This window comes from Pseudomonas sp. UBA5568 (genome assembly GCF_002425525.1).
GTDB classification, from domain to species: Bacteria; Pseudomonadota; Gammaproteobacteria; order Pseudomonadales; family Pseudomonadaceae; genus Aquipseudomonas; species Aquipseudomonas fulva.
The window spans coordinates 1-21,572 of sequence record NZ_DIMK01000016.1 but is presented as its reverse complement, the minus strand read 5'-3'; the positions used below and the strand labels follow the sequence as shown (position 1 = coordinate 21,572).

Annotated in this window: 17 protein-coding genes; 6 read left to right on the top strand and 11 right to left on the bottom strand. The window is 63.0% G+C overall.

The window, feature by feature from the left end; all coding sequences use genetic code 11:
* Positions 1 to 3: 3 nt before the first annotated feature.
* The 8 genes from B2S33_RS04970 to grpE form a co-directional block, all read right to left on the bottom strand.
* Entirely contained in the window at positions 4 to 453 is a 450-nt protein-coding gene (locus tag B2S33_RS04970) for an MFS transporter (protein ID WP_080992917.1), read from the bottom strand.
* Entirely contained in the window at positions 431 to 913 is a 483-nt protein-coding gene (greA, locus tag B2S33_RS04965; protein WP_173645884.1) for a transcription elongation factor GreA, read from the bottom strand. Before greA ends, B2S33_RS04970 begins: the two co-directional genes overlap by 23 nt.
* Positions 910 to 4,131, bottom strand: coding sequence for a carbamoyl-phosphate synthase large subunit (carB, locus tag B2S33_RS04960; protein WP_027915418.1), 3,222 nt, complete (start codon positions 4,129 to 4,131; stop codon positions 910 to 912). Before carB ends, greA begins: the two co-directional genes overlap by 4 nt.
* Positions 4,132 to 4,235: 104 nt before the next feature.
* Positions 4,236 to 5,372 carry a glutamine-hydrolyzing carbamoyl-phosphate synthase small subunit gene (gene carA, locus B2S33_RS04955; RefSeq protein WP_027915419.1) on the bottom strand — a complete coding sequence of 379 codons (1,137 nt, stop codon included), beginning with the start codon at positions 5,370 to 5,372 and terminating at the stop codon, positions 4,236 to 4,238.
* 299 nt (positions 5,373 to 5,671) lie between these two features.
* Positions 5,672 to 6,475: a 4-hydroxy-tetrahydrodipicolinate reductase gene (dapB, locus tag B2S33_RS04950; RefSeq protein WP_028687807.1), complete on the bottom strand. Its 804-nt coding sequence runs from the start codon at positions 6,473 to 6,475 to the stop codon at positions 5,672 to 5,674.
* Between the two features lie 13 nt (positions 6,476 to 6,488).
* Entirely contained in the window at positions 6,489 to 7,613 is a 1,125-nt protein-coding gene (dnaJ, locus tag B2S33_RS04945; protein ID WP_027915421.1) for a molecular chaperone DnaJ, read from the bottom strand.
* Positions 7,614 to 7,804: 191 nt separating this feature from the next.
* Positions 7,805 to 9,730 carry a molecular chaperone DnaK gene (gene dnaK, locus B2S33_RS04940; protein ID WP_023533180.1) on the bottom strand — a complete coding sequence of 642 codons (1,926 nt, stop codon included), beginning with the start codon at positions 9,728 to 9,730 and terminating at the stop codon, positions 7,805 to 7,807.
* A 101-nt stretch (positions 9,731 to 9,831) separates the two neighbouring features.
* On the bottom strand, positions 9,832 to 10,389 hold the full coding sequence (gene grpE, locus B2S33_RS04935; RefSeq protein ID WP_027915422.1) for a nucleotide exchange factor GrpE: 558 nt from the start codon (positions 10,387 to 10,389) through the stop codon (positions 9,832 to 9,834).
* A 193-nt stretch (positions 10,390 to 10,582) separates the two neighbouring features.
* Between grpE and recN the strand changes: the two genes are divergently transcribed.
* Positions 10,583 to 12,256: a DNA repair protein RecN gene (gene recN, locus B2S33_RS04930; protein ID WP_027915423.1), complete on the top strand. Its 1,674-nt coding sequence runs from the start codon at positions 10,583 to 10,585 to the stop codon at positions 12,254 to 12,256.
* 102 nt (positions 12,257 to 12,358) lie between these two features.
* On the opposite strand, the gene fur is transcribed toward recN, so the two are convergent.
* Positions 12,359 to 12,763, bottom strand: coding sequence for a ferric iron uptake transcriptional regulator (fur, locus tag B2S33_RS04925; RefSeq protein ID WP_023533128.1), 405 nt, complete (start codon positions 12,761 to 12,763; stop codon positions 12,359 to 12,361).
* A 97-nt stretch (positions 12,764 to 12,860) separates the two neighbouring features.
* Between fur and B2S33_RS04920 the strand changes: the two genes are divergently transcribed.
* A complete protein-coding gene (locus tag B2S33_RS04920) occupies positions 12,861 to 13,388 on the top strand; it encodes an outer membrane protein assembly factor BamE (protein ID WP_104925832.1) in 528 nt (175 codons plus the stop codon).
* Positions 13,389 to 13,511: 123 nt separating this feature from the next.
* On the opposite strand, the gene B2S33_RS04915 is transcribed toward B2S33_RS04920, so the two are convergent.
* Positions 13,512 to 13,952, bottom strand: a complete 441-nt coding sequence (locus B2S33_RS04915) for a type II toxin-antitoxin system RatA family toxin (protein WP_288649989.1) — start codon at positions 13,950 to 13,952, stop codon at positions 13,512 to 13,514.
* Positions 13,953 to 14,115: 163 nt separating this feature from the next.
* Between B2S33_RS04915 and smpB the strand changes: the two genes are divergently transcribed.
* Positions 14,116 to 14,598, top strand: coding sequence for an SsrA-binding protein SmpB (gene smpB / locus B2S33_RS04910; RefSeq protein ID WP_023533119.1), 483 nt, complete (start codon positions 14,116 to 14,118; stop codon positions 14,596 to 14,598).
* Positions 14,599 to 14,741: 143 nt separating this feature from the next.
* Here smpB and B2S33_RS04905 read toward each other — a convergent pair whose 3' ends face one another.
* On the bottom strand, positions 14,742 to 15,509 hold the full coding sequence (locus B2S33_RS04905; RefSeq protein ID WP_027915425.1) for an FCD domain-containing protein: 768 nt from the start codon (positions 15,507 to 15,509) through the stop codon (positions 14,742 to 14,744).
* A 254-nt stretch (positions 15,510 to 15,763) separates the two neighbouring features.
* Here B2S33_RS04905 and B2S33_RS04900 point away from each other — a divergent pair, with 254 nt between their 5' ends.
* The 3 genes from B2S33_RS04900 (at position 15,764) to B2S33_RS04890 (ending at position 21,522) form a co-directional block, all read left to right on the top strand.
* A complete protein-coding gene (locus tag B2S33_RS04900) occupies positions 15,764 to 17,434 on the top strand; it encodes a lactate permease LctP family transporter (protein WP_049696585.1) in 1,671 nt (556 codons plus the stop codon).
* Between the two features lie 63 nt (positions 17,435 to 17,497).
* Positions 17,498 to 18,643: an FMN-dependent L-lactate dehydrogenase LldD gene (lldD, locus tag B2S33_RS04895; RefSeq protein ID WP_028687803.1), complete on the top strand. Its 1,146-nt coding sequence runs from the start codon at positions 17,498 to 17,500 to the stop codon at positions 18,641 to 18,643.
* Positions 18,644 to 18,717: 74 nt separating this feature from the next.
* Positions 18,718 to 21,522: an FAD-binding and (Fe-S)-binding domain-containing protein gene (locus B2S33_RS04890; RefSeq protein WP_197874717.1), complete on the top strand. Its 2,805-nt coding sequence runs from the start codon at positions 18,718 to 18,720 to the stop codon at positions 21,520 to 21,522.
* The last annotated feature ends 50 nt before the right edge of the window (positions 21,523 to 21,572 follow it).

The following is a 21,572-nucleotide window of genomic DNA, read 5'->3' as shown; positions in this document are numbered from 1 at the left end:
CGCTCAGTGGCGCGAATGTCGCGCCCTGAGTGGAACGGGCTGGGCGACCAGCACGATGCCGGAAAAGCCCAGCACCAGGAAACAGAACATCTGCCAGCGCTCGCCCACGGAGATCCCGTAGCGCAAGGTGTAATAGCCGATGCAGGCCCCAAGGCCCAGCAACAGCATCTGGCCACGGAACTGGCGCCACCAGGCAGCCAGGCCTTCCACCCTCGCCAATACCGCCAGCTGGGTGATCAAGCCGAGCAGTGCCACGCCGATCAACCAACGGTCGATCTGCCCGGCAATGTCCTGGACAAGCAATGGCGCAAGGCCGCTGACTTTCAACGCAGGCACCAACCCCACGTGGAACACCCACAGGCCACCGACCCAGAATACCTGGGCCAGCTGCCAGAGGATCCCCTCGAGGGAAGGCGCCCGCAGGCGCCGGTCAGATGTGCTTGACTTCGACAATCTCGTACTCGACCGTACCGTTTGGCGTCTTGACGACAACGGTGTCACCCTCTTCCTTGCCAATGATGGCGCGAGCGATCGGCGCACTGCTGGACAGCTTGCCTTTCTTCACGTCGGCTTCATCCTCGCCAACGATCTGGTAGGTGACCTGATCACCCGTCTCGGTGTTTTCCAGATCGACGGTAGTGCCGAAAATGACCTTGCCCGTATGGGCAATGGTGGTCACGTCGATCACGACCGAGTTCTGCAAACGGCCTTCGATGTCGCGGATACGGGCCTCGACCATGCCCTGCTCCTCGCGGGCGGCATGGTACTCGGCGTTCTCCTTCAAGTCGCCCAGCTCACGCGCTTCACCAATGGCTTGGCTCAGGCGCGGGCGCTCGGTCTTGCTCAGAAAGAGCAGTTCTTCTTCCAGGGCGCGAGCGCCCTGGACGGTCATCGGGTATTTGGTCATGCTCATGCTTTGAGTCCTGCGTGCAGATCCTGCAGGCGGCGAACGGTTTTTTCCGGACCGAATTTCAGCGCCTCGCAGATGGCTTCACCGGCCGCAATGGTCGTGGTGCAGTAGATCTTGTGCTGCAGCGCATTGCGGCGAATCGAGTAGGAATCGGCGATCGACTGACGGCCTTCGGTGGTGTTGATGATCAACGACACTTCGTCGTTCTTGATCATGTCGACCACATGAGGACGGCCTTCGGTCACCTTGTTCACGCGGCGTACCTTCAAGCCGGCCGCCTCGATGACCTTGGCGGTACCTGCGGTTGCCACCACTTCGAAGCCCAGGGCGATCAGGTCGCGGGCAACGCCGGCCACTTGCGGCTTGTCGTCGTCGCGCACGCTGATGAACGCAGTGCCACCGGTCGGCAGTACTTCGCTGGCACCCATCTGGGCCTTGGCGAAGGCTTCACCGAAGCTGTCACCGACACCCATTACTTCACCGGTCGATTTCATCTCAGGGCCGAGGATCGGGTCAACCCCTGGGAACTTGGCGAACGGGAAGACGGCTTCCTTCACGCTGTAGAAGTTGGGGATGATTTCCTGGGTGAAGCCCAGCTCCTTCAGGGTTTTGCCTGCCATGACGCGGGCGGCGATCATGGCCAGCGACGTGCCGATGCACTTGGACACGAACGGTACGGTACGCGAGGCACGCGGGTTGACTTCGATCACGTAGATCTTGTCGCCCTGCAGGGCCAGTTGCACGTTCATCAGGCCAACTACGCCCAGCTCCAGGGCCATTTTCTTGACCTGCACACGCACTTCATCCTGCACTTCCTTGCTCAGCGAGTAAGGTGGCAGCGAACATGCCGAGTCACCGGAGTGAACGCCGGCCTGCTCGATGTGCTGCATGATGGCGCCGATGACCACATCGGTACCGTCGCAGACCGCATCCACGTCCATCTCGATGGCGCAGTTGAGGAAGTGGTCCAGCAGCACCGGGCTGTCGTTGGACACCTGAACGGCTTCGCGCAGGTAGCGCTTGAGCTCGTCCAGTTCGTAGACGATCTCCATGGCACGACCACCCAGGACGTAGGATGGACGCACGACCAGCGGGTAGCCGATGGTGCCAGCGGCGCTGATGGCCTCTTCTTCGCTGCGCACGGTGGCGTTTGGCGGCTGCAGCAGGTTCAGGCGCTGCACCATCTGCTGGAAGCGCTCACGGTCTTCGGCACGGTCGATGGCGTCGGGGCTGGTGCCGATGATCGGCACGCCGGCTTCTTCCAGGGCGCGGGCAAGCTTGAGCGGGGTCTGGCCGCCGTAGTGCACGATCACGCCCTTGGGCTTCTCGACGCGGCAGACTTCCAGCACGTCTTCCAGCGTCAGCGGCTCGAAGTACAGACGGTCGGAGGTGTCGTAGTCGGTGGAAACGGTTTCCGGGTTGCAGTTGACCATGATGGTCTCGTAACCGTCGTCACGCAGCGCCAAGGCGGCGTGCACGCAGCAGTAGTCGAACTCGATGCCCTGCCCGATGCGGTTGGGGCCACCGCCGAGGATCATGATCTTGTCGCGAGTCGACGGGTTCGCCTCGCACTCCTCCTCGTAGGTGGAATACAGGTAGGCGGTGTCGGTGGCGAACTCGGCGGCGCAGGTGTCGACGCGCTTGTACACCGGGAACACTTCCAGCTTGTGGCGGTGACGGCGCAGGGTCTTGTCGGTGATGCCCAGCAGCTTGGCCAGACGCTGGTCAGAGAAGCCCTTGCGCTTGAGGCGCAGCATGCAGTCCTTGTCGATCGCGGTGAGGGCCAGGGTCTTGACCTTTTCCTCTTCCTTGATCAGGTCTTCCATCTGCACCAGGAACCACATGTCGATGCCGGTCAGGTCGAAGATCTGCTCGCAGGTCATGCCCGAACGCATGGCGTCGGCCACATACCAGATGCGCTCGGCGCCCGGCACGGTCAGCTCGCGCTTGAGGATGCTGGCAGCCTCGGGGCTGGCCAGGTCGACTTTCGGGTCGAGGCCGCAGGCGCCGACTTCCAGGCCGCGCAGGGCTTTCTGCAAGGATTCCTGGAAAGTACGGCCGATGGCCATGACTTCACCGACCGATTTCATCTGGGTCGTCAGGCGAGCGTCGGCCTTCGGGAATTTCTCGAAAGCAAAGCGTGGCAGCTTGGTCACCACGTAGTCGATCGACGGCTCGAAGGAAGCCGGGGTGCGGCCACCGGTGATGTCGTTCTGCAGCTCGTCCAGGGTGTAGCCGATGGCCAGCTTGGCGGCGATCTTGGCGATCGGGAAGCCGGTAGCTTTCGAAGCCAGGGCCGAGGAGCGCGACACACGCGGGTTCATCTCGATGACGACCATGCGGCCGGTGTTCGGGCAAATGCCGAACTGCACGTTGGAACCGCCGGTCTCGACACCGATTTCACGCAGCACCGCCAGGGAGGCGTTGCGCATGATCTGGTATTCCTTGTCGGTCAGGGTCTGCGCCGGGGCGACGGTGATCGAGTCGCCGGTGTGCACGCCCATCGGGTCGAAGTTTTCGATGGAGCAGACGATGATGCAGTTGTCCTTCTTGTCGCGGACCACCTCCATCTCGTATTCCTTCCAGCCGATCAGCGACTCGTCGATCAGCAGTTCCTTGGTCGGCGACAGGTCCAGGCCACGGGTGCAGATTTCTTCGAATTCTTCGCGGTTGTAGGCGATGCCGCCGCCAGTGCCGCCCATGGTGAACGATGGACGGATGATGCACGGGAAGCCAAGCTTCTCGAGCACCGCATTGGCCTCTTCCATGCTGTGGGCGATACCGGAGCGCGGGCACTCCAGGCCGATGTCCTTCATGGCCTTGTCAAAGCGCGAACGGTCTTCGGCCTTGTCGATGGTGTCGGCATTGGCGCCGATCATTTCCACGCCGAACTTCTCCAGAACGCCATGGCGCTCCAGGTCCAGGGCGCAGTTCAGCGCAGTCTGGCCACCCATGGTCGGCAGGACGGCGTCAGGGCGCTCTTTCTCGATGATCTTGGCCACCGACTGCCACTTGATCGGCTCGATGTAGGTGGCGTCGGCCATGGCCGGGTCGGTCATGATGGTGGCTGGGTTGGAGTTCACCAGGATGACGCGGAACCCCTCCTCGCGCAGGGCTTTGCAAGCCTGGGCGCCGGAGTAGTCGAATTCGCAGGCCTGGCCGATCACGATCGGGCCAGCGCCGAGAATCAGGATGCTTTTGATGTCTGTACGTTTTGGCATGGTTGTCACTCAAATCCGGGGTCAGTCGGCAAGCCGCATTGAACAATCTGGGTCAGGCGCATCCGGGCATGGCACATGCCGCCCGGGGCCTTGAAGCAGGAGACTCAGCGGCGCTTGGCCATGGCATCGGTGAAACGATCGAACAGGGGCGCGACGTCGGTCGGGCCTGGGCTCGCTTCAGGGTGGCCCTGGAAGCTGAACGCGCTCTTGTCGGTGCGCTCGATACCCTGCAAGGTGCCGTCGAACAGCGACTTGTGAATGGCGCGCACGTTGCCAGGCAAGGTCGCTTCGTCTACCGCAAAGCCGTGGTTCTGGCTGGTGATCATGACCACACCGGTATCGAGGTCCTGAACCGGGTGGTTGGCACCGTGGTGGCCGTGACCCATCTTCACGGTCTTGGCGCCGGAGGCCAAGGCCAGCAGCTGGTGACCCAGGCAGATGCCGAAGACCGGGATGTCGGTTTCCAGGATTTCCTTGATCGCCTGAATGGCGTAGTCGCAAGGCTCAGGGTCGCCCGGGCCGTTGGACAGGAAAACGCCGTCCGGGTTGAGAGCCAGCACTTCGCTCGCCGGCGTCTGGGCCGGTACCACGGTGACGCGGCAGCCACGGGCGACCAGCATGCGCAGGATGTTCAGCTTGACGCCGTAGTCGAACGCAACCACATGGTAAGGCAGGTCGGCAGCTTCGAGGGTGGGGTGGCTGTCGGTCTTGAGCTCCCACACGCTAGAGCGCCATTCGTAGCGTTCCTTGGTGGAAACCACCTTGGCCAGGTCCATGCCTTTAAGGCCTGGGAAGCCGCGCGCAGCAGCGATCGCGGCTTCTTCGCTGATGTCGTCACCGGCCAGGATGCAGCCGTTCTGAGCGCCCTTTTCACGCAGGATTCGGGTCAGGCGGCGGGTGTCGATACCCGCAATGGCCACCACGTTGTTGGCCTTGAGGTACTCGGGCAGCGACTGAGTGTTACGCCAGTTGCTGGCCAGCAGCGGGAGATCGCGAATGACCAGGCCGGCCGACCAGACGCGGTTGGATTCTGCGTCCTCCGGCGTGGTGCCGGTGTTGCCGATGTGCGGGTAGGTCAGGGTAACGATTTGCTGCGCGTAGGAAGGGTCTGTAAGGATTTCCTGGTAGCCGGTCATAGCGGTGTTGAATACCACCTCACCAACGGTCTGGCCGTCGGCACCGATTGCCTCACCGCGGAAAATACTGCCGTCGGCAAGGGCGAGTATGGCTGGCTTTGTCAAGAAGACCTCCCGAAAATCAAGCATGAAAGGGCGATCGCAGGTTGCAAAAAAGCGGAGTGACGTATGGACACGTCACCCCGCTTTTATGTGCTGAATTCAATTCGCTGCGCGCTTTTAGTGGACACACTAAAGCTGTAGCTTACAGAAAAGTGCGTTTTGGGTCTACCGCATATGTGCCTCTTAAACACATGAATGCGACAGACCGCTGCCAGAGCCACGCGCCAGAAGCGAGCCCCACCGCCTAGATCCGCACAGGTGCGCGTCAGCGGCGGCAGGTTGCCCTGGTCACGACCGATGGCTCAGTGCAGCTCGAGCACATCCTGCATGTCGTACAGGCCAGGCTCGCGCCCGTCCAGCCACAAAGCCGCTCGCACGGCACCCTTGGCGAATGTCATGCGGCTGGAGGCCTTGTGGGTGATCTCCAGGCGCTCGCCTTCGGCAGCGAACAGCACCGTGTGATCACCGACCACATCGCCGGCGCGCACCGTGGCAAAGCCGATGGTCTTGCGATCACGTGCACCGGTCTGCCCTTCGCGGCCATACACCGCCACTTCCTGCAGGTCGCGCCCCAGCGCATTGGCCACCACTTCACCCATGCGCAGCGCGGTGCCCGAAGGCGCATCGACCTTATGGCGGTGATGCGCCTCGAGGATCTCGATATCGACGTCATCGCCCAGCACACGCGCCGCGATGTCCAGCAGCTTGAGGCTGAGGTTGACGCCCACACTGAAGTTGGCCGCGAACACGATCGGGATGTCTTTGCCCGCTTCGGCCAGCAGGTGCTTTTCTTCCACGGTGAACCCGGTGGTGCCGATGACCATGGCCTTGCCATGCTTGCGGCAGAACGCCAGGTTCTTCAGGGTGACCGATGGATGGGTGAAGTCGATCAGCACGTCGAAGTCATCGGCAACCTTGGCCAGGTCGTCTGACAGCAGCACGCCAATGCGCCCCAGGGCCGCCAACTCGCCTGCGTCCGCACCCACCAGCGTGCTGTCCGGGCGGTCGATGGCAGCCGTGAGTCCGGCACCTGCGGTTTGCTGCACGGCCTCGACGAGGGTCTTGCCCATTCGCCCTGCCGCGCCCATCACTGCAATACGTCGCATAGCCTTTTCCTTGTCAGAGATCGCCGAAGAAACGCTTCACGCCATCGAACCAGCCATTGGCCTTGGGCGAATGGGAGCTGTCGCCTTCGAGCGAATCACGCAGCTCTTCAAGCAGCTCGCGCTGGCGACGGCTGAGGTTGACCGGCGTCTCCACCGCCACGCGGCACAGTAGATCGCCCGCACCACCACCGCGCACAGGCGCCACGCCCTTGCCACGCAGGCGGAACTGCTTGCCGGTCTGGGTGCCTTCGGGAATGCGCAGCTTGACCCGACCGTCGAGGGTTGGCACCTCGAGTTCGCCACCGAGCGCAGCATCGGTGAAGCTGATCGGCACTTCGCAGTACAAGTGCTTGCCATCACGCTGGAAGATCTCGTGCTCACGCACGTTGATCACCACGTACAGGTCACCGGTCGGCCCACCGTGCGCGCCGGCTTCGCCCTCGCCCGACAGGCGTATGCGATCACCGGTGTCGACGCCTGCTGGCACCTTGACCGACAGGGTCTTGTATTCCTCGACCCGGCCTTCGCCATGGCAGGCGCCACAAGGGTCGGTGATGATCTTGCCCTGGCCATGGCAGCGCGGGCAGGTCTGCTGCACCGAGAAGAAGCCCTGCTGCATGCGCACCTGGCCGATACCGCCGCAGGTCGGGCACGTCGACGGGGTGGAGCCTTTCTTCGCACCGCTGCCATCGCACGGCTGGCAGTTGACCAGCGTCGGCACGCGAATGCTGACCGTGGTGCCGCGTACGGCTTCTTCCAGGTTCAGCTCCAGGGTGTAGCGCAGGTCGCTGCCGCGCTGGGCGCCACCGCGTCCACCACCCCGGCCGCCGCCGAAGAAATCGCTGAACACATCACCGAAGATATCGGAGAAGTTGGCGCCCCCGAAACCGGCCCCGCCGCCACCCATGCTCGGGTCGACACCGGCATGACCATACTGGTCGAACGCTGCGCGCTTGCTGGCGTCCGACAGGACCTCGTAGGCCTCGTTGGCTTCCTTGAATTTGTCTTCGGACTCTTTGTCACCCGGGTTGCGGTCGGGGTGGTACTTCATCGCCAACCGGCGATAGGCTTTCTTGAGGTCAGCATCCGTGGCGCCGCGCTCGACACCCAGGACCTCATAATAATCACGCTTGGACATAGGTCATTTGCACCTTGTTGGGCGTCCGGCATCTGCGCCGCGCCGTCAGCACCTGCTCCCCATGAGGGGCTGACAAATGCTGCAAAAATTCTCGAATTCCAGATACGTCAACGCGGGAGCAAGCCCCCGCGCGGCGACATCCTACCAGTTCACCGCCAAACGGCGGTGCACTGGCCGACAACTTGCAGAAATTACTGCTTGTTGTTGTCTTTCACTTCTTCGAACTCGGCGTCCACCACGTCATCGTGCTTGGCTTCCGGCTCGGCCTGCTGCGCGCCGCCCTGAGGCTGTTCAGCCGACTGCTCGGCGTACATCTTCTGGGCAACCGGTGCAGAGACCTTGGACAGCTCTTCGACCTTGGCGTCGATGGCAGCCTTGTCGTCGCCTTTGACGGCGGTTTCCAGGGCGACCACGGCCGCTTCGATGGCAGTCTTTTCTTCGGCGGTGACCTTGTCACCCGCGTCGGCGACCATCTTGCGGGTCGAGTGAACCAGTGCATCACCCTGGTTACGGGCAGCGGCCAGCTCTTCGAACTTGCGGTCTTCCTCGGCGTTGGCCTCGGCGTCACGCACCATGCGCTCGATTTCGTCGTCCGACAGGCCGGAGTTGGCCTTGATGACGATGGACTGCGACTTGCCAGTGGCCTTGTCTTTGGCGCTGACGTGCAGGATGCCGTTGGCGTCGATGTCGAAGGTCACTTCGATCTGCGGCACGCCACGTGGTGCTGGCGGAATGTCAGCCAGGTCGAACTTGCCCAGCGACTTGTTCTGTGCCGCCTGCTTGCGCTCGCCTTGCAGCACGTGAATGGTCACGGCGCCCTGGTTGTCGTCGGCCGTCGAGAACACCTGCGACTTCTTGGTCGGGATGGTGGTGTTCTTCTCGATCAGCGAGGTCATCACGCCGCCCATGGTTTCGATACCCAGGGTCAGCGGGCTGACGTCCAGCAGCAGAACGTCCTTCACGTCACCGGCCAATACTGCGCCCTGGATGGCGGCACCCATGGCAACGGCTTCGTCCGGGTTCACGTCCTTGCGCGCTTCCTTGCCGAAGAAGTCGGCAACGGCTTTCTGAACCAGCGGCATACGGGTCTGGCCACCGACCAGGATCACGTCGTCGATCTTGCTGGCGTCGATACCGGCGTCCTTGAGCGCAATGCGGCAAGGCTCGATGGTGCGGCTGACCAGGTCTTCGACCAGCGATTCCAGCTTGGCGCGGGAAATCTTCACGTTCAAGTGCTTCGGACCGGTTGCATCTGCAGTGATGTACGGCAGGTTGACGTCGGTCGACTGGGCCGAGGACAGCTCGATCTTGGCCTTTTCAGCAGCTTCCTTCAGGCGCTGCAGGGCCAGCGGATCGTTCTTCAGGTCCATGCCGGACTCTTTCTTGAACTCGTCGACGAGGTAGTCGATCAGGCGCATGTCGAAGTCTTCGCCACCCAGGAAGGTGTCGCCGTTGGTGGCCAGTACTTCGAACTGATGCTCGCCGTCGACTTCGGCAATTTCGATGACCGATACGTCGAAGGTACCACCACCCAGGTCATAGACGATGACGGTGTGGTCGCCCTTGGCCTTGTCCATGCCGTAGGCCAGTGCAGCGGCGGTCGGCTCGTTGATGATGCGCTTGACGTCCAGGCCGGCGATGCGGCCGGCGTCCTTGGTGGCCTGACGCTGGCTGTCGTTGAAGTAGGCCGGCACGGTGATGACCGCTTCGGTCACAGGCTCGCCGAGGTAGTCTTCGGCGGTCTTCTTCATTTTCTTCAGCACTTCAGCGCTGATCTGCGGCGGGGCCATGTCTTTGCCGCTGGCCTGAACCCAGGCGTCGCCATTGTTGGCCTTGACGATCTTGTAAGGCACCAGCTTGATGTCTTTCTGCACGACGTCTTCTTCGAAGCGGCGGCCGATCAGGCGCTTGACGGCAAACAGCGTATTGTGCGGGTTGGTCACGGCCTGGCGCTTGGCCGACTGGCCGACCAAGATTTCGCCGTCGTTGGCGTAGGCCACGATCGAGGGGGTGGTACGCGCACCCTCGGCGTTCTCGATGACTTTGACGTTACCGTTTTCCAGCACGGAGACGCACGAGTTGGTGGTCCCCAGGTCGATACCGATGATCTTGCCCATGTTAACTCTCCCGAAACTTGAATGAGGTAGCAGCGGCTACTGTGGCCAACTGCGGTAATACTTGAAGGCTTGACACTTAGATGGGGATGCCCGGAAGGATTTCAAGCCTTTTCATCGATAGAAGGTTGCGCTGCGCTCGGCGCCTTGCTGACCACCACCATGGCGGGGCGCAGCAGGCGGCCGTTGAGCAGGTAGCCCTTCTGGAACACGTTCAATACGCTGTTGGGTTCGACCTCGGCGTTTTCCTGCATGGCCATGGCCTGATGATGCTCAGGGTTGAACGGCTGGCCGTGCGGGTCGATGGCTTCGAGGTTGTAGCGCTTGAGGGTGTCCTGGAACATCTTCAGGGTCAGCTCGACGCCTTCGCGGATCTGCTTGACGTGTTCGTCCTGGGCGCTGGAGTGAGCCAGGGCCAGTTCCAGGCTGTCGATCACAGGCAGCAGGTCGGTGGAGAATTTTTCCAGGGCGAACTTGTGCGCCTTTTCCACATCCTGCTCGGCACGACGGCGGATGTTCTGCAGTTCGGCCACGGTACGCAGCGACTGGTCCTTGGCCGCGGCCAGCTGTTCTTCGAGTTCCAGCACGCGGGCATCAGCTGCGTTGTCGGCACCGGTTTGCTCGACGTTGAGGTCTTTCTCGTTCAGCTGCTCATCAGCCATGGGATATCTCCTGCGCAATTTGGTGGACTGCGAGCCAGGCTCGCCGGTGATGTGGCGTATATGGGGCCGGAAAATACAGCTTCAAGGGGCAACCCGGTTTTTACGCCTTCAAGCGTTTGCGCCAAAAGGGCATTGGCAGGCTGGAAAAAACTACTGTATAAATAACCAGACATGACTTTCTGGAGTCGCCCTCATGCTGGTGCACCTGTCCATTCACAACTACGCCATCGTCGAACACCTCGACCTGGAAATCGCCCGCGGCATGTCCGTGATCACGGGCGAGACAGGTGCGGGCAAGTCGATCATGCTCGATGCCCTGGGCCTGGCCCTGGGCGACCGCGCCGACAGCGGTGTGGTACGCCCCGGCACCGACAAGGCCGACATCCTCGCCACGTTCGACCTGGTCGACATTCCCGAAGCCCACACCTGGCTGGCCGAACGCGACCTCGCCAGCGACGGGCTGTGCATCCTGCGGCGTGTCATCACTGCCGAAGGCCGCAGCCGTGGCTACATCAACGGCACGCCCTGCCCGCTCGGCGACCTCAAGGCCCTGGGCGAGCTGCTGATAGACATCCACAGCCAGCATGAGCACCAGTCCCTGCTCAAGGCCGACACCCACCGGCGCCTGCTCGACGAGTACGCCGGGGCCATCGACCTGGCCCGGCAGGTGCAAATGGCGGCCAAGCGCTGGAACCAGACGCGACTCGAACTGGAGCGCCTGTCCAATTCCGGCGACGAACAGCGGGCCCGTCACCAGCTGCTCAGCTACCAGCTCGAAGAGCTGGACAACCTGGGCCTGGGCGAAAACGAGCTGGAGCACCTGGAGCAGGAGCACAAGAACCTCACCAGCGCCGAGGCCCTGTTCGGCATTTGCCGCCAGGTCATCGACCAGTGCAGTGAAAGCGATTCGGGCAATGTGCTTGGCGCGCTCACCTCCAGCCTCAACCGGTTGGGCGCTGCCAGCAACGCCCCCAAGGCACTGTCGGAAGCGGCCAACCTGATTGCCAGCGCGCAGATTCAGGTGGAAGAAGCCGTGGGCGAGCTCAACCGTTTCCTCGACAACTTCGATGCCGACCCCATGCGCCTGCAGGCCCTGGAAGAACGCCTCGACACCATCTATACCCTGGCGCGCAAGCACCGGGTGCACCCCACGGAGCTACCCCACCTGCAGCAGCAGTTGATGGAGGAACTCGAAGGGCTCAACGCCAGCGACGAATCGCTGGAACGCCTGGGCGAAGAGATGGCTGCATTCGCTCAGCACTATAAAGAGAAGGCCCGCGAACTGAGCGGGCTGCGTCAGCATGCCGCCAAGCAGCTGGCAGAGGCTGTCGAGCAGGAAATCCAGCGCCTGGGCATGCCCGGCGGTCGCTTCTGCATTCAGCTCACGCCCAATGAGACGGCCGACCTTTCACCCAATGGGCTCGAGCAGATCGAATTGCTGGTCAGCGCCAACCCCGGCCAACCCCTGAAGGCGCTGTCCAAAGTCGCCTCGGGCGGCGAACTGTCCCGGATCAGCCTGGCGATCCAGGTCATCACGGCCCAGACCTCGCGCATCCCTACCCTGGTGTTCGACGAAGTGGACGTAGGCATCGGCGGGCCGACGGCGGAAATCGTGGGCCAACTGTTGCGTCGCCTGGGCGAACGCGGCCAGGTATTGACCGTCACCCACCTGCCCCAGGTGGCCGCGCAAGGCCATCATCACCTGTTCGTGCACAAGGTCCGCGAGAGCGATACCACGCACACGGCTGTGGCCAGCCTTGGCAAACGCGAACGAGTCGAGGAAGTGGCGCGCATGCTGGGTGGCATCGACCTGACCAAGGAATCGCTGGCCCATGCGCGCAAGATGGTGGTCAGCGGCAAGGCCTGAAGTCATTCGGCAAAGGGCCGGGGTAACGGCCAACACCACCGCTTGCAGAAAAAACAAAGGCGACCCTAGGGTCGCCTTTGCTGTTTAAGAACGAAGTAATCGTTACTTCTTCTTACGCACATAAAGGACCAGGTTGTGGTCCACCAGCTCGAAACCGTGCTCTTCGACAATTTCACGCTGACGCTTCTCGATCTCGGCGTCCATGAACTCGATGACTTCACTGGTATCCACGTTGACCATATGGTCGTGGTGACCGCCATCGGCCAGTTCAAACACCGCATGACCGCCGTCGAAGTTGTGGCGAACCACCAGACCTGCTGCTTCGAACTGGGTCAGTACACGGTACACGGTGGCCAGGCCAACATCCTCGCCTGCCTCCATGAGGGCCTTGTACACATCTTCGGCGCTCATGTGACGCTGCTCGGCAGAGTCGAGCATTTGAAGGATCTTGACTCGAGGCAGGGTCACCTTGAGACCGGCTTTGCGCAATTCGCTATTTTCAACCATGGTCAGCTTTCTCGCCGATGCTGCTTCGCAGCTTCTCTTAATACGGGTATGATCGGTGTTTACGTTGTCCAGCCAAGATAGTGGAAGTCGCCCACCGATGCAAAACACCAAGCTCTTGCTAACCAGCCTCACCTTCGTGGGACTGCTCGCACTCGCCGGTTGCTCGTTTCCCGGGGTTTACAAAATCGACATCCAGCAGGGCAATGTCGTCACGCAAGACATGATAGACCAATTGCGTCCGGGAATGACCCGGCGGCAAGTGCGGTTTATCATGGGTAACCCTCTGATTCAGGATACGTTCCACACCAACCGGTGGGATTACCTCTACAGCCTGCAACCTGGTGGCGGTCAGCGCCAACAGGAACGCATGAGCATTTTCTTCAATGAAAGCGACCAGCTCGTAAGCCTGTCTGGCGACTTCATGCCGGGCGTCAGCCGCGACCAGGAAATCCTCGGTGGCAGCGGTGACACCACGGTCAGCCCAGGCGCCAACGGCGAGCAGCCGGCAACCCAGCCGGAAGAAAAACCGGCCAAACCAGGCTCGGTCGAGGAATCCATCCAGCGCGAAATCGACACCATCGAAACCACGCCAGTGCCGACACCGGCACCGCTGGAAACGCGCTAAACGCGCTGATACAAAAAAGCCCGGACAGTGTCCGGGCTTTTTCATTGCTGCAAGAAACGCTGCCAATCAAACGTCACCGCCTCCTGCCACTGGAGGCGCTTGGCGATACCTCGATTGCAGACCTTACGAAGCAGCGTACAACTGCTTGGCACGCTCGCAGAACGCATCCACCAGGGTATTGGCTGCCTGATTGAAAAGCGGCCCCAGCGTGGCGCGCACCAATGAGCCGGCATAGTCGAACGACAGGTCCAAGCTGATCTTGCAGGCCTTCTCGCCCAGCGGCTTGAACACCCAGATGCCATGCAGCTGGGAGAACGGCCCCTCCTCCAGGTTCATCTCGATGGATTCCCCCGGCATCAGCACATTGCGGGTAACGAAGTGCTGGCTGATACCGCCTTTGGCCACCTCGAGCTTGGCGCGCATGTGGGTTTCGCTGGCTTCGAGCACCGTCGAGTCGGAACACCAGGGCAAGAAGTCCGGGTAGCTGGCTACATCGTTTACCAGGTCGTACAAGGCCTGGGCAGGATACGGCAGCAGGGCGGAGCGTTGAATATGGGTAGTCATCCAGGCGTCACTTCCTAGGCTGGGTGGCGGTGCTTCGCAGCATTCCGATTACAGGTTCTGTACCTATGACAGTGCCTGCATTGTCCGGTATTCATTCCAGTGGCTCAAGCACGCAGAAATCCCATAGCGGACGACGCGCGGACTTGCCTATAATGCCGACCCTATGGCTAAGCAAAAAAAACATCCGACCGGGACCATCGCGCAGAACAAGAAAGCGCGACACGATTACTTCATCGAACACAAGTTCGAGGCCGGGCTGGTCCTGTCCGGCTGGGAAGTAAAAAGCCTGCGAGCCGGCAAGGCGCACCTCGTTGACAGCTACGTGCTGCTCAAGGACGGTGAGGCCTGGCTGTTCGGCAGCCACATCACCCCGCTGACCACCGCCAGCACCCACGTCATCGCAGACCCCATCCGCACCCGCAAGCTGCTGCTCAACAAGCGTGAGCTCGAGCGGCTCGAAGCGGCCGTGGCGCAAAAGGGTTATACCTGCGTGGCATTGGCGCTGTATTGGAGCAAGCACCTGATCAAGTGCGAAATCGCACTGGGTAAGGGCAAGAAGGAATACGACAAGCGCGATACCGTGCGCGAACGCGATTCCAACCGCGAGCTGCAGCGGGCCGTGCGCAACAAGGGCAAGGAAGACTAACGCTTGCCCCTCTTCCCCGCCGAGTGATGATACGGGCAACTAGTTGCCCGATCGTTTCATCAAGGGGAAGCTTACCTGCCGTGAACAGCGCGCCGCCCACAGCGGCCACCTGTTCATGCGTACACTCGCCCGCACACATACCCTCAGTGCCCGTTGCGCCGCTCCGCCCGTGCGACCCGCTGCGCCTCTTCATGCGCCTCTTCGAGCACCTCCTGCACGTACAGAATGTGCCGGCTGGACACCTCCCGCGCATCCTCGGCCCTGCCTTCGACGATCGCCAGGTACAACTCCCGGTGCTGGCTGATCAGCATGTCGCGCGTTTCGCTGCGTTGCTGGTACATGCCACCGATGTTGGTGACCACGTTGCGCTTGAGCAGGTCGAACAAGCCGCGAATGGTGTGCAGCAGCACGGCATTGTGACTGGCCTCGGCAATGGCCAGGTGAAAGCGCGCATCGGCGGCGCCTTCTTCGGCCCGCGTGACCTCCCCCACCCGTGCGTAGCAGTCCTGCAGCACGTCGAACGCCTCCTTCAAGCGAGCCCGGTCGGGTGCGGTGGCGCGCTGGGCCGCGTAGTAGGCACAAGACGCCTCCAGGGTATGGCGAAACTCCAGCAGGTCGTGTTGCGCCTGAGGGCTGTGTTCGAGCAGTTGCAACAACGGGTCACTGAACGTGGAGCCCAGCGACTGCGCCACATAGTTGCCGCCGCCTTGCTTGCTGACCAGCAACCCCTTGGCCACCAGCTTCTGGATCGCTTCGCGCAACGACGGGCGTGATACCCCAAACTGCTCGGCCAGCACGCGTTCGGCTGGCAGCCGCTGGCCCGACGTCAACGTGCCTTCCAGAATCATCCCTTCCAACCGATCGACAATGTCGTCGGACAGGCGCCGCTGGCGGACCTGATCAAAAACCATCACACGCTCTCCACGAATCCCGGCTGATATCCGGGGCATCCATTCTCGCCGATCCACAGCCGGCCGACACCCACCAGCGCTCGATTTTCACGCCACATCACCTGCCCGCTCATCGGCATTCGACCAAAGTGCTGCCTCGGACAAATTGACACACCCCCGTGTGCGCTTTTAACCTAGCGGCGAGCCATTGTAAATTGGTCTTACCAATTATCCAGGGCCGGCGCATGACCAACAACAATTAGGGGCCACCCCATATGCAAACCTGGCAACAACTCTACAGCCCGCTGGGCAGTCTCGGCCTGTCCGCACTGGCGGCGGTCATCCCCATCGTCTTCTTCTTCCTGGCCCTGGCCGTCTTCCGTCTGAAGGGCCATGTCGCCGGCAGCATCACCTTGGGCTTGTCGATCCTGGTGGCGATCTTTGCCTTCCAGATGCCTGTCGACATGGCCCTGGCGGCTGCCGGCTACGGCTTCCTCTATGGTCTGTGGCCCATCGCCTGGATCATCGTCGCGGCCGTGTTCCTGTACAAACTCACGGTCAAGAGCGGCCAGTTCGAGGTGATCCGCAGTTCGGTGCTGTCGATCACCGACGACCAGCGCCTGCAGGTGTTGCTGATCGGCTTCTGCTTCGGCGCCTTCCTGGAAGGGGCGGCCGGCTTTGGTGCACCGGTGGCGATCACCGCCGCGCTGCTGGTGGGCCTTGGCTTCAACCCGCTGTACGCCGCAGGCCTGTGCCTGATCGCCAACACCGCACCGGTCGCCTTCGGCGCGCTGGGCATCCCGATCATCGTGGCAGGCCAGGTCACCGGCATCGACGCCTTCCACATCGGCGCCATGACTGGTCGCCAGCTGCCGTTGCTGTCGCTGTTCGTGCCGTTCTGGCTGGTGTTCATGATGGACGGCCTGCGCGGCGTGAAGGAAACCTGGCCTGCGGCCCTGGTGGCCGGCCTGAGCTTCGCCGTCACCCAGTACTTCACCTCGAACTTCATCGGCCCGGAACTCCCTGACATCACCTCGGCCCTGGCCAGCCTGATCGCCCTGACCTTGTTCCTGAAAGTGTGGCAGCCCAAGCGTTCGTTCGCGGCGGCCACCGGCAGCGTCGGCGCGGCCGTGGTGCAAACCGGTGGCAGCCAGCCAAGCCCCTACAGCCTGGGTGAAATCTTCAAGGCCTGGTCGCCGTTCCTGATCCTCACGGTGCTGGTGACGATCTGGACCCTCAAGCCCTTCAAGGCCGCGTTCGCCCCGGGCGGTGCGATGTACAACTTCGTGTTCAACTTCGCCATCCCGCACCTCGACCAACTGGTGATCAAGACCGCCCCCATCGTGGCTGCGCCTACCGCCATGCCGGCCGTGTTCAAGCTCGACCCGATTTCTGCCACGGGCACCGCGATCTTCCTGTCGGCACTGATCTCCATGGCCGTGCTCAAGATCAACGTCAAGACTGGTCTGACCACTTTCAAGGAAACACTCTTCGAGCTGCGCTGGCCCATTCTGTCCATCGGCATGGTGCTGGCCTTCGCCTTCGTGACCAACTATTCCGGCATGTCCTCGACCATGGCCCTGGTACTGGCCGGCACCGGCGCGGCGTTCCCGTTCTTCTCGCCGTTCCTGGGCTGGCTGGGGGTGTTCCTGACCGGTTCGGACACCTCCTCCAACGCCCTGTTCAGCTCGTTGCAAGCCACCACCGCGCACCAGATCGGCGTGAACGACACCCTGCTGGTTGCAGCCAACACCAGCGGCGGCGTGACCGGAAAGATGATTTCGCCGCAGTCGATCGCCGTGGCGTGCGCCGCCACCGGCCTTGTGGGTAAGGAGTCCGACCTGTTCCGCTTCACCGTCAAGCACAGCCTGTTCTTCGCCACCATCGTCGGCCTGATCACCTTGGTGCAGGCCTACTGGCTGACCGGCATGCTGGTTCATCACTAAAGTGAAAGGGGCCGGGCAGCCCACATCGCCCGGCCTTACTCACCTGCCAAGCTGCGAGAGCCCATGATCATTTCTGCCTCTACCGATTACCGCGCCGCCGCCCAACGCAAGTTGCCGCCCTTCCTGTTCCACTATGCCGATGGCGGCGCCTACGCCGAGCACACCCTGCGCCATAACGTTTCGGACCTGGCCAGCATCGCCCTGCGCCAGCGCGTGCTGAAGAACATGTCCGAACTCAGCCTGCAGACCGAGCTGTTCGGTGAAACCCTGAGCATGCCTGTGGCCCTGGCCCCGGTCGGCCTGACCGGCATGTACGCCCGCCGTGGCGAAGTGCAGGCGGCGCGTGCGGCTGCTGCCCACGGCATCCCGTTCACCATGTCCACCGTTTCGGTCTGCCCCATCGAAGAAGTGGCCCCGGCCATCGACCGGCCGATGTGGTTCCAGCTGTACGTGCTCAAGGACCGCGGGTTCATGCGCAATGCCCTGGAGCGCGCCAAGGCTGCCGGCGTTCGCACCCTGGTGTTCACCGTCGACATGCCCACCCCCGGCGCCCGCTACCGCGATGCCCACTCGGGCATGAGCGGCAGGAACGGCCCGCTGCGGCGTATGCTGCAAGCCATGACCCACCCGCAGTGGGCATGGGACGTGGGCGTCATGGGCCGCCCGCACGATCTGGGCAACATCTCCACCTACCGGGGCAACCCTACGGGCCTGGCCGACTACATCGGCTGGCTGGCCAACAATTTCGACCCGTCCATTTCCTGGCGCGACCTGGAATGGATCCGCGAATTCTGGGACGGCCCGATGATCATCAAGGGCATCCTCGATGCCGACGATGCCCGCGATGCGGTCAAGTTCGGCGCCGACGGTATCGTCGTGTCCAACCACGGTGGCCGCCAGCTCGACGGCGTGCTGTCCAGCGCCCGCGCCTTGCCGGCGATTGCCGACGCGGTGAAGGGCGACCTGAAGATCCTGGCCGACTCGGGCATTCGCAGCGGCCTGGACGTGGTGCGCATGATCGCCCTGGGCGCCGACACCGTGCTGATCGGCCGGGCCTTCCTGTATGCCCTGGCCGTTCATGGCCAGGCCGGGGTGAAGAACCTGCTGGAGCTGTTCGAGAAAGAAATGCGCGTGGCCATGGTGCTGACCGGCACCAAGTCCATCGGCGAGATCACCCGCGACTCGCTGGTACGCGAACTCGGCGCCTGAGCGCCTGCCTGAAACACCGCCTGATTACCGGGGCACGCGCCGCACCAGACGCCGCGGCCCCGCGAGGAGACTGCATGAGCCTGCCTGCTGCGTTTCTGCGCGATGCCGAGCGCCTGATACCTGCCGAGCGTCGCTTCGACGACCCGACCTCTACCCTGGCCTTCGGCACCGATGCCAGCTTCTATCGCCTGATCCCCAAGCTGGTGGTGCGGGTGGAGTCCGAGGACGAGGTGGTCGGGCTGATCAAGCTGGCCCAGCGCGAGCGGGTGCCCATCACCTTCCGCGCCGCCGGCACCAGCTTGTCCGGCCAGGCCATCAGCGATTCGGTCCTGATCGTGCTGGGCGATAACTGGAACGGGCGCGAGGTGCGCGGCCAGGGCGAACAGATCAGGCTGCAGCCGGGTGTCATCGGCGCCCAGGCCAACGCCTGGCTGGCGCCGTTCGGGCGCAAGATCGGCCCCGACCCTGCCTCGATCAATGCCTGCAAGATTGGCGGTATCGTCGCCAACAACGCCAGCGGCATGTGCTGCGGCACGGCGCAGAACACCTACCACACCCTGGCCGGCCTGCGCCTGGTGCTGGCCGACGGCACCTGCCTTGACAGCGAGGACCCGGCCAGCGTCGCGGCCTTCCAGAACAGCCACGCCCCCTTGCTCGACGCCCTCGCCCGCCTGGGCCGGGAGACCCGCGCCAACACAGCCCTGGCCGAGCGCATCCGGCACAAGTACCGGCTCAAGAACACCACCGGCCTGTCGCTCAATGCCCTGGTGGATTTCGACCAGCCGCTCGATATCCTGCAGCACCTGCTGGTCGGCTCCGAGGGCACCCTGGGCTTCATCAGCGCGGTGACCTACGACACCGTGCCCGACCACCCGCACAAGGCCAGCGCCCTGCTGGTGTTCCCCAGTGTCGAAAGCTGCTGCCGCGCCGTGCCGATCCTCAAGCGCCAGCCCGTATCGGCCGTGGAGTTGCTGGACCGGCGCAGCCTGCGCTCGGTGCAGGACATGGCCGGCATGCCGGTGTGGGTCAAGGGCCTGTCGGCCAACGCCTGCGCCCTGTTGATCGAATCCCGCGCCGCCAGCCAGACCCTGCTGCACGAGCAAGTGCACCAAGTGATGGCCTCGATTGCCGAGTTCCCCCTGGAACAGCAAGTGGATTTCAGCGAAGACCCGGTGGTGTACAACCAGCTGTGGAAGATCCGCAAGGACACCTTCCCCGCCGTGGGCGCCGTGCGCCAGACCGGCACCACGGTCATCATCGAAGACGTCACCTTCCCCGTCGAGCAACTGGCCGAAGGCGTCAACCGGCTGATCCAGCTGTTCGACCAGCACCGCTACGACGAGGCAATCATTTTCGGCCATGCGCTGGAAGGCAACCTGCACTTCGTCTTCACCCAGGGTTTCAACAGCGCCGAGGAAGTGGCGCGCTACCAGGCCTTCATGGACGACGTGGCGCAGTTGGTGGCCGTGGAGTTCGGCGGCTCGCTCAAGGCCGAGCACGGCACCGGCCGCAACATGGCGCCCTTCGTGGCGCTCGAATGGGGCCAGGATGCCTACCAGCTGATGTGGCAGCTCAAGCGCCTGCTCGACCCTAACGGCATTCTCAACCCCGATGTGGTGCTCAGCGAAGACCCGGCCATCCACCTCAAGCACCTCAAGCCGCTGCCGGCTGCCGACGCGATCGTCGACAAATGCATCGAATGCGGGTTCTGCGAACCGGTGTGCCCGTCCAAGGGGCTGACCCTCAGCCCGCGCCAGCGCATCGTCATGTGGCGGGATATCCAGGCCAGGGAGCGCGACGGCCAGGACACCCGCGCGCTGCGCGACACCTTCCAGTACCAGGGCATGGACACCTGCGCCGCCACGGGGCTGTGTGCCCAGCGCTGCCCGGTGGGCATCAACACCGGCGAGCTGGTCAAGAAGCTGCGCGCCCAGGCGGCCAAACATGGCAAGGCCGCCGACTGGTTGGCCGAACACTTCAAGACGGCCATGGGCGGCGCGCGCCTGTCCCTGACCGCCGCCAATACCGCCCGCAAGCTGCTGGGCGCGCCGCGCCTGAACCGCTTGAGCGCCGCCCTGAGCAAGACCAGCAAAGGGCGCATGCCCCGCTGGACCCCGGCCATGCCCCAGCCTGTGCGCCCTGTGCGCGTGGGTGAGGCGAACAACGACCCGCGCCCTCGCGTGGTTTACCTGGCTGCCTGCGTGTCCAAGGTCATGGGCCCGGCGTATGCCGATCGCGAGCAGAGCTCGTTGCTCGACAAGACCCGCAGCCTGCTGGAGAAGGCAGGGTATCAGGTGGTCTTTCCTGACAATGCCGAAAGCCTGTGCTGCGGCCAGCCCTTCGCCTCCAAAGGCTACCCTGAGCAGGCTGAACACAAGCGCCAGGAGCTGATCAATGCCCTGCTGCACGCCAGCCGGGGCGGCCTGGACCCGATCTATTGCGACACCAGCCCCTGCACCCTGCGCCTGGTCCAGGACCTGGGGGATACCCGTTTGGACCTGTACGACCCGGTGCGTTTCATCCGTACGCACCTGGTCGATCGGCTCACCTTCACTCCGCAGGATGAACCGGTCGCCGTGCATGTGACCTGCAGTACGCAGCACCTGGGCGAAAGCCAGGCGCTGATCGACCTGGCGCGGCGGTGCAGCACGCAGGTGGTGATACCTGAAGGGATTCATTGCTGCGGGTTTGCCGGCGACAAGGGCTTCACCACCCCGGAGCTCAATGCCCATGCCTTGCGCAGCCTGAAGGATGCGGTGCAGTACTGCGGTGAAGGCATCTCCACCAGCCGCACCTGTGAAATTGGCTTGTCGACCCACAGTGGCATCGATTATCACGGGCTGGTGTATCTGGTGGATCGGGTCACTCGGGCGCGGTAGTTGGGGCCGCTATGCGGCCCATCGCGGCACGAGGCCGCTTGTGTCTTGAT

Coding starts and splice junctions, on each gene's coding strand:
- B2S33_RS04890 (WP_197874717.1), top strand. CDS start 18,718: ATGAGCCTGCCTGCTGCGTTTCTGCGCGATGCCGAGCGCCTGATACCT.
- recN (WP_027915423.1), top strand. CDS start 10,583: ATGCTGGTGCACCTGTCCATTCACAACTACGCCATCGTCGAACACCTC.
- dnaK (WP_023533180.1), bottom strand. CDS start 9,730: ATGGGCAAGATCATCGGTATCGACCTGGGGACCACCAACTCGTGCGTC.
- fur (WP_023533128.1), bottom strand. CDS start 12,763: ATGGTTGAAAATAGCGAATTGCGCAAAGCCGGTCTCAAGGTGACCCTG.
- carB (WP_027915418.1), bottom strand. CDS start 4,131: ATGCCAAAACGTACAGACATCAAAAGCATCCTGATTCTCGGCGCTGGC.
- dapB (WP_028687807.1), bottom strand. CDS start 6,475: ATGCGACGTATTGCAGTGATGGGCGCGGCAGGGCGAATGGGCAAGACC.
- B2S33_RS04920 (WP_104925832.1), top strand. CDS start 12,861: ATGCAAAACACCAAGCTCTTGCTAACCAGCCTCACCTTCGTGGGACTG.
- B2S33_RS04900 (WP_049696585.1), top strand. CDS start 15,764: ATGCAAACCTGGCAACAACTCTACAGCCCGCTGGGCAGTCTCGGCCTG.
- greA (WP_173645884.1), bottom strand. CDS start 913: ATGAGCATGACCAAATACCCGATGACCGTCCAGGGCGCTCGCGCCCTG.
- B2S33_RS04915 (WP_288649989.1), bottom strand. CDS start 13,952: ATGACTACCCATATTCAACGCTCCGCCCTGCTGCCGTATCCTGCCCAG.
- dnaJ (WP_027915421.1), bottom strand. CDS start 7,613: ATGTCCAAGCGTGATTATTATGAGGTCCTGGGTGTCGAGCGCGGCGCC.
- grpE (WP_027915422.1), bottom strand. CDS start 10,389: ATGGCTGATGAGCAGCTGAACGAGAAAGACCTCAACGTCGAGCAAACC.
- lldD (WP_028687803.1), top strand. CDS start 17,498: ATGATCATTTCTGCCTCTACCGATTACCGCGCCGCCGCCCAACGCAAG.
- B2S33_RS04905 (WP_027915425.1), bottom strand. CDS start 15,509: ATGGTTTTTGATCAGGTCCGCCAGCGGCGCCTGTCCGACGACATTGTC.
- smpB (WP_023533119.1), top strand. CDS start 14,116: ATGGCTAAGCAAAAAAAACATCCGACCGGGACCATCGCGCAGAACAAG.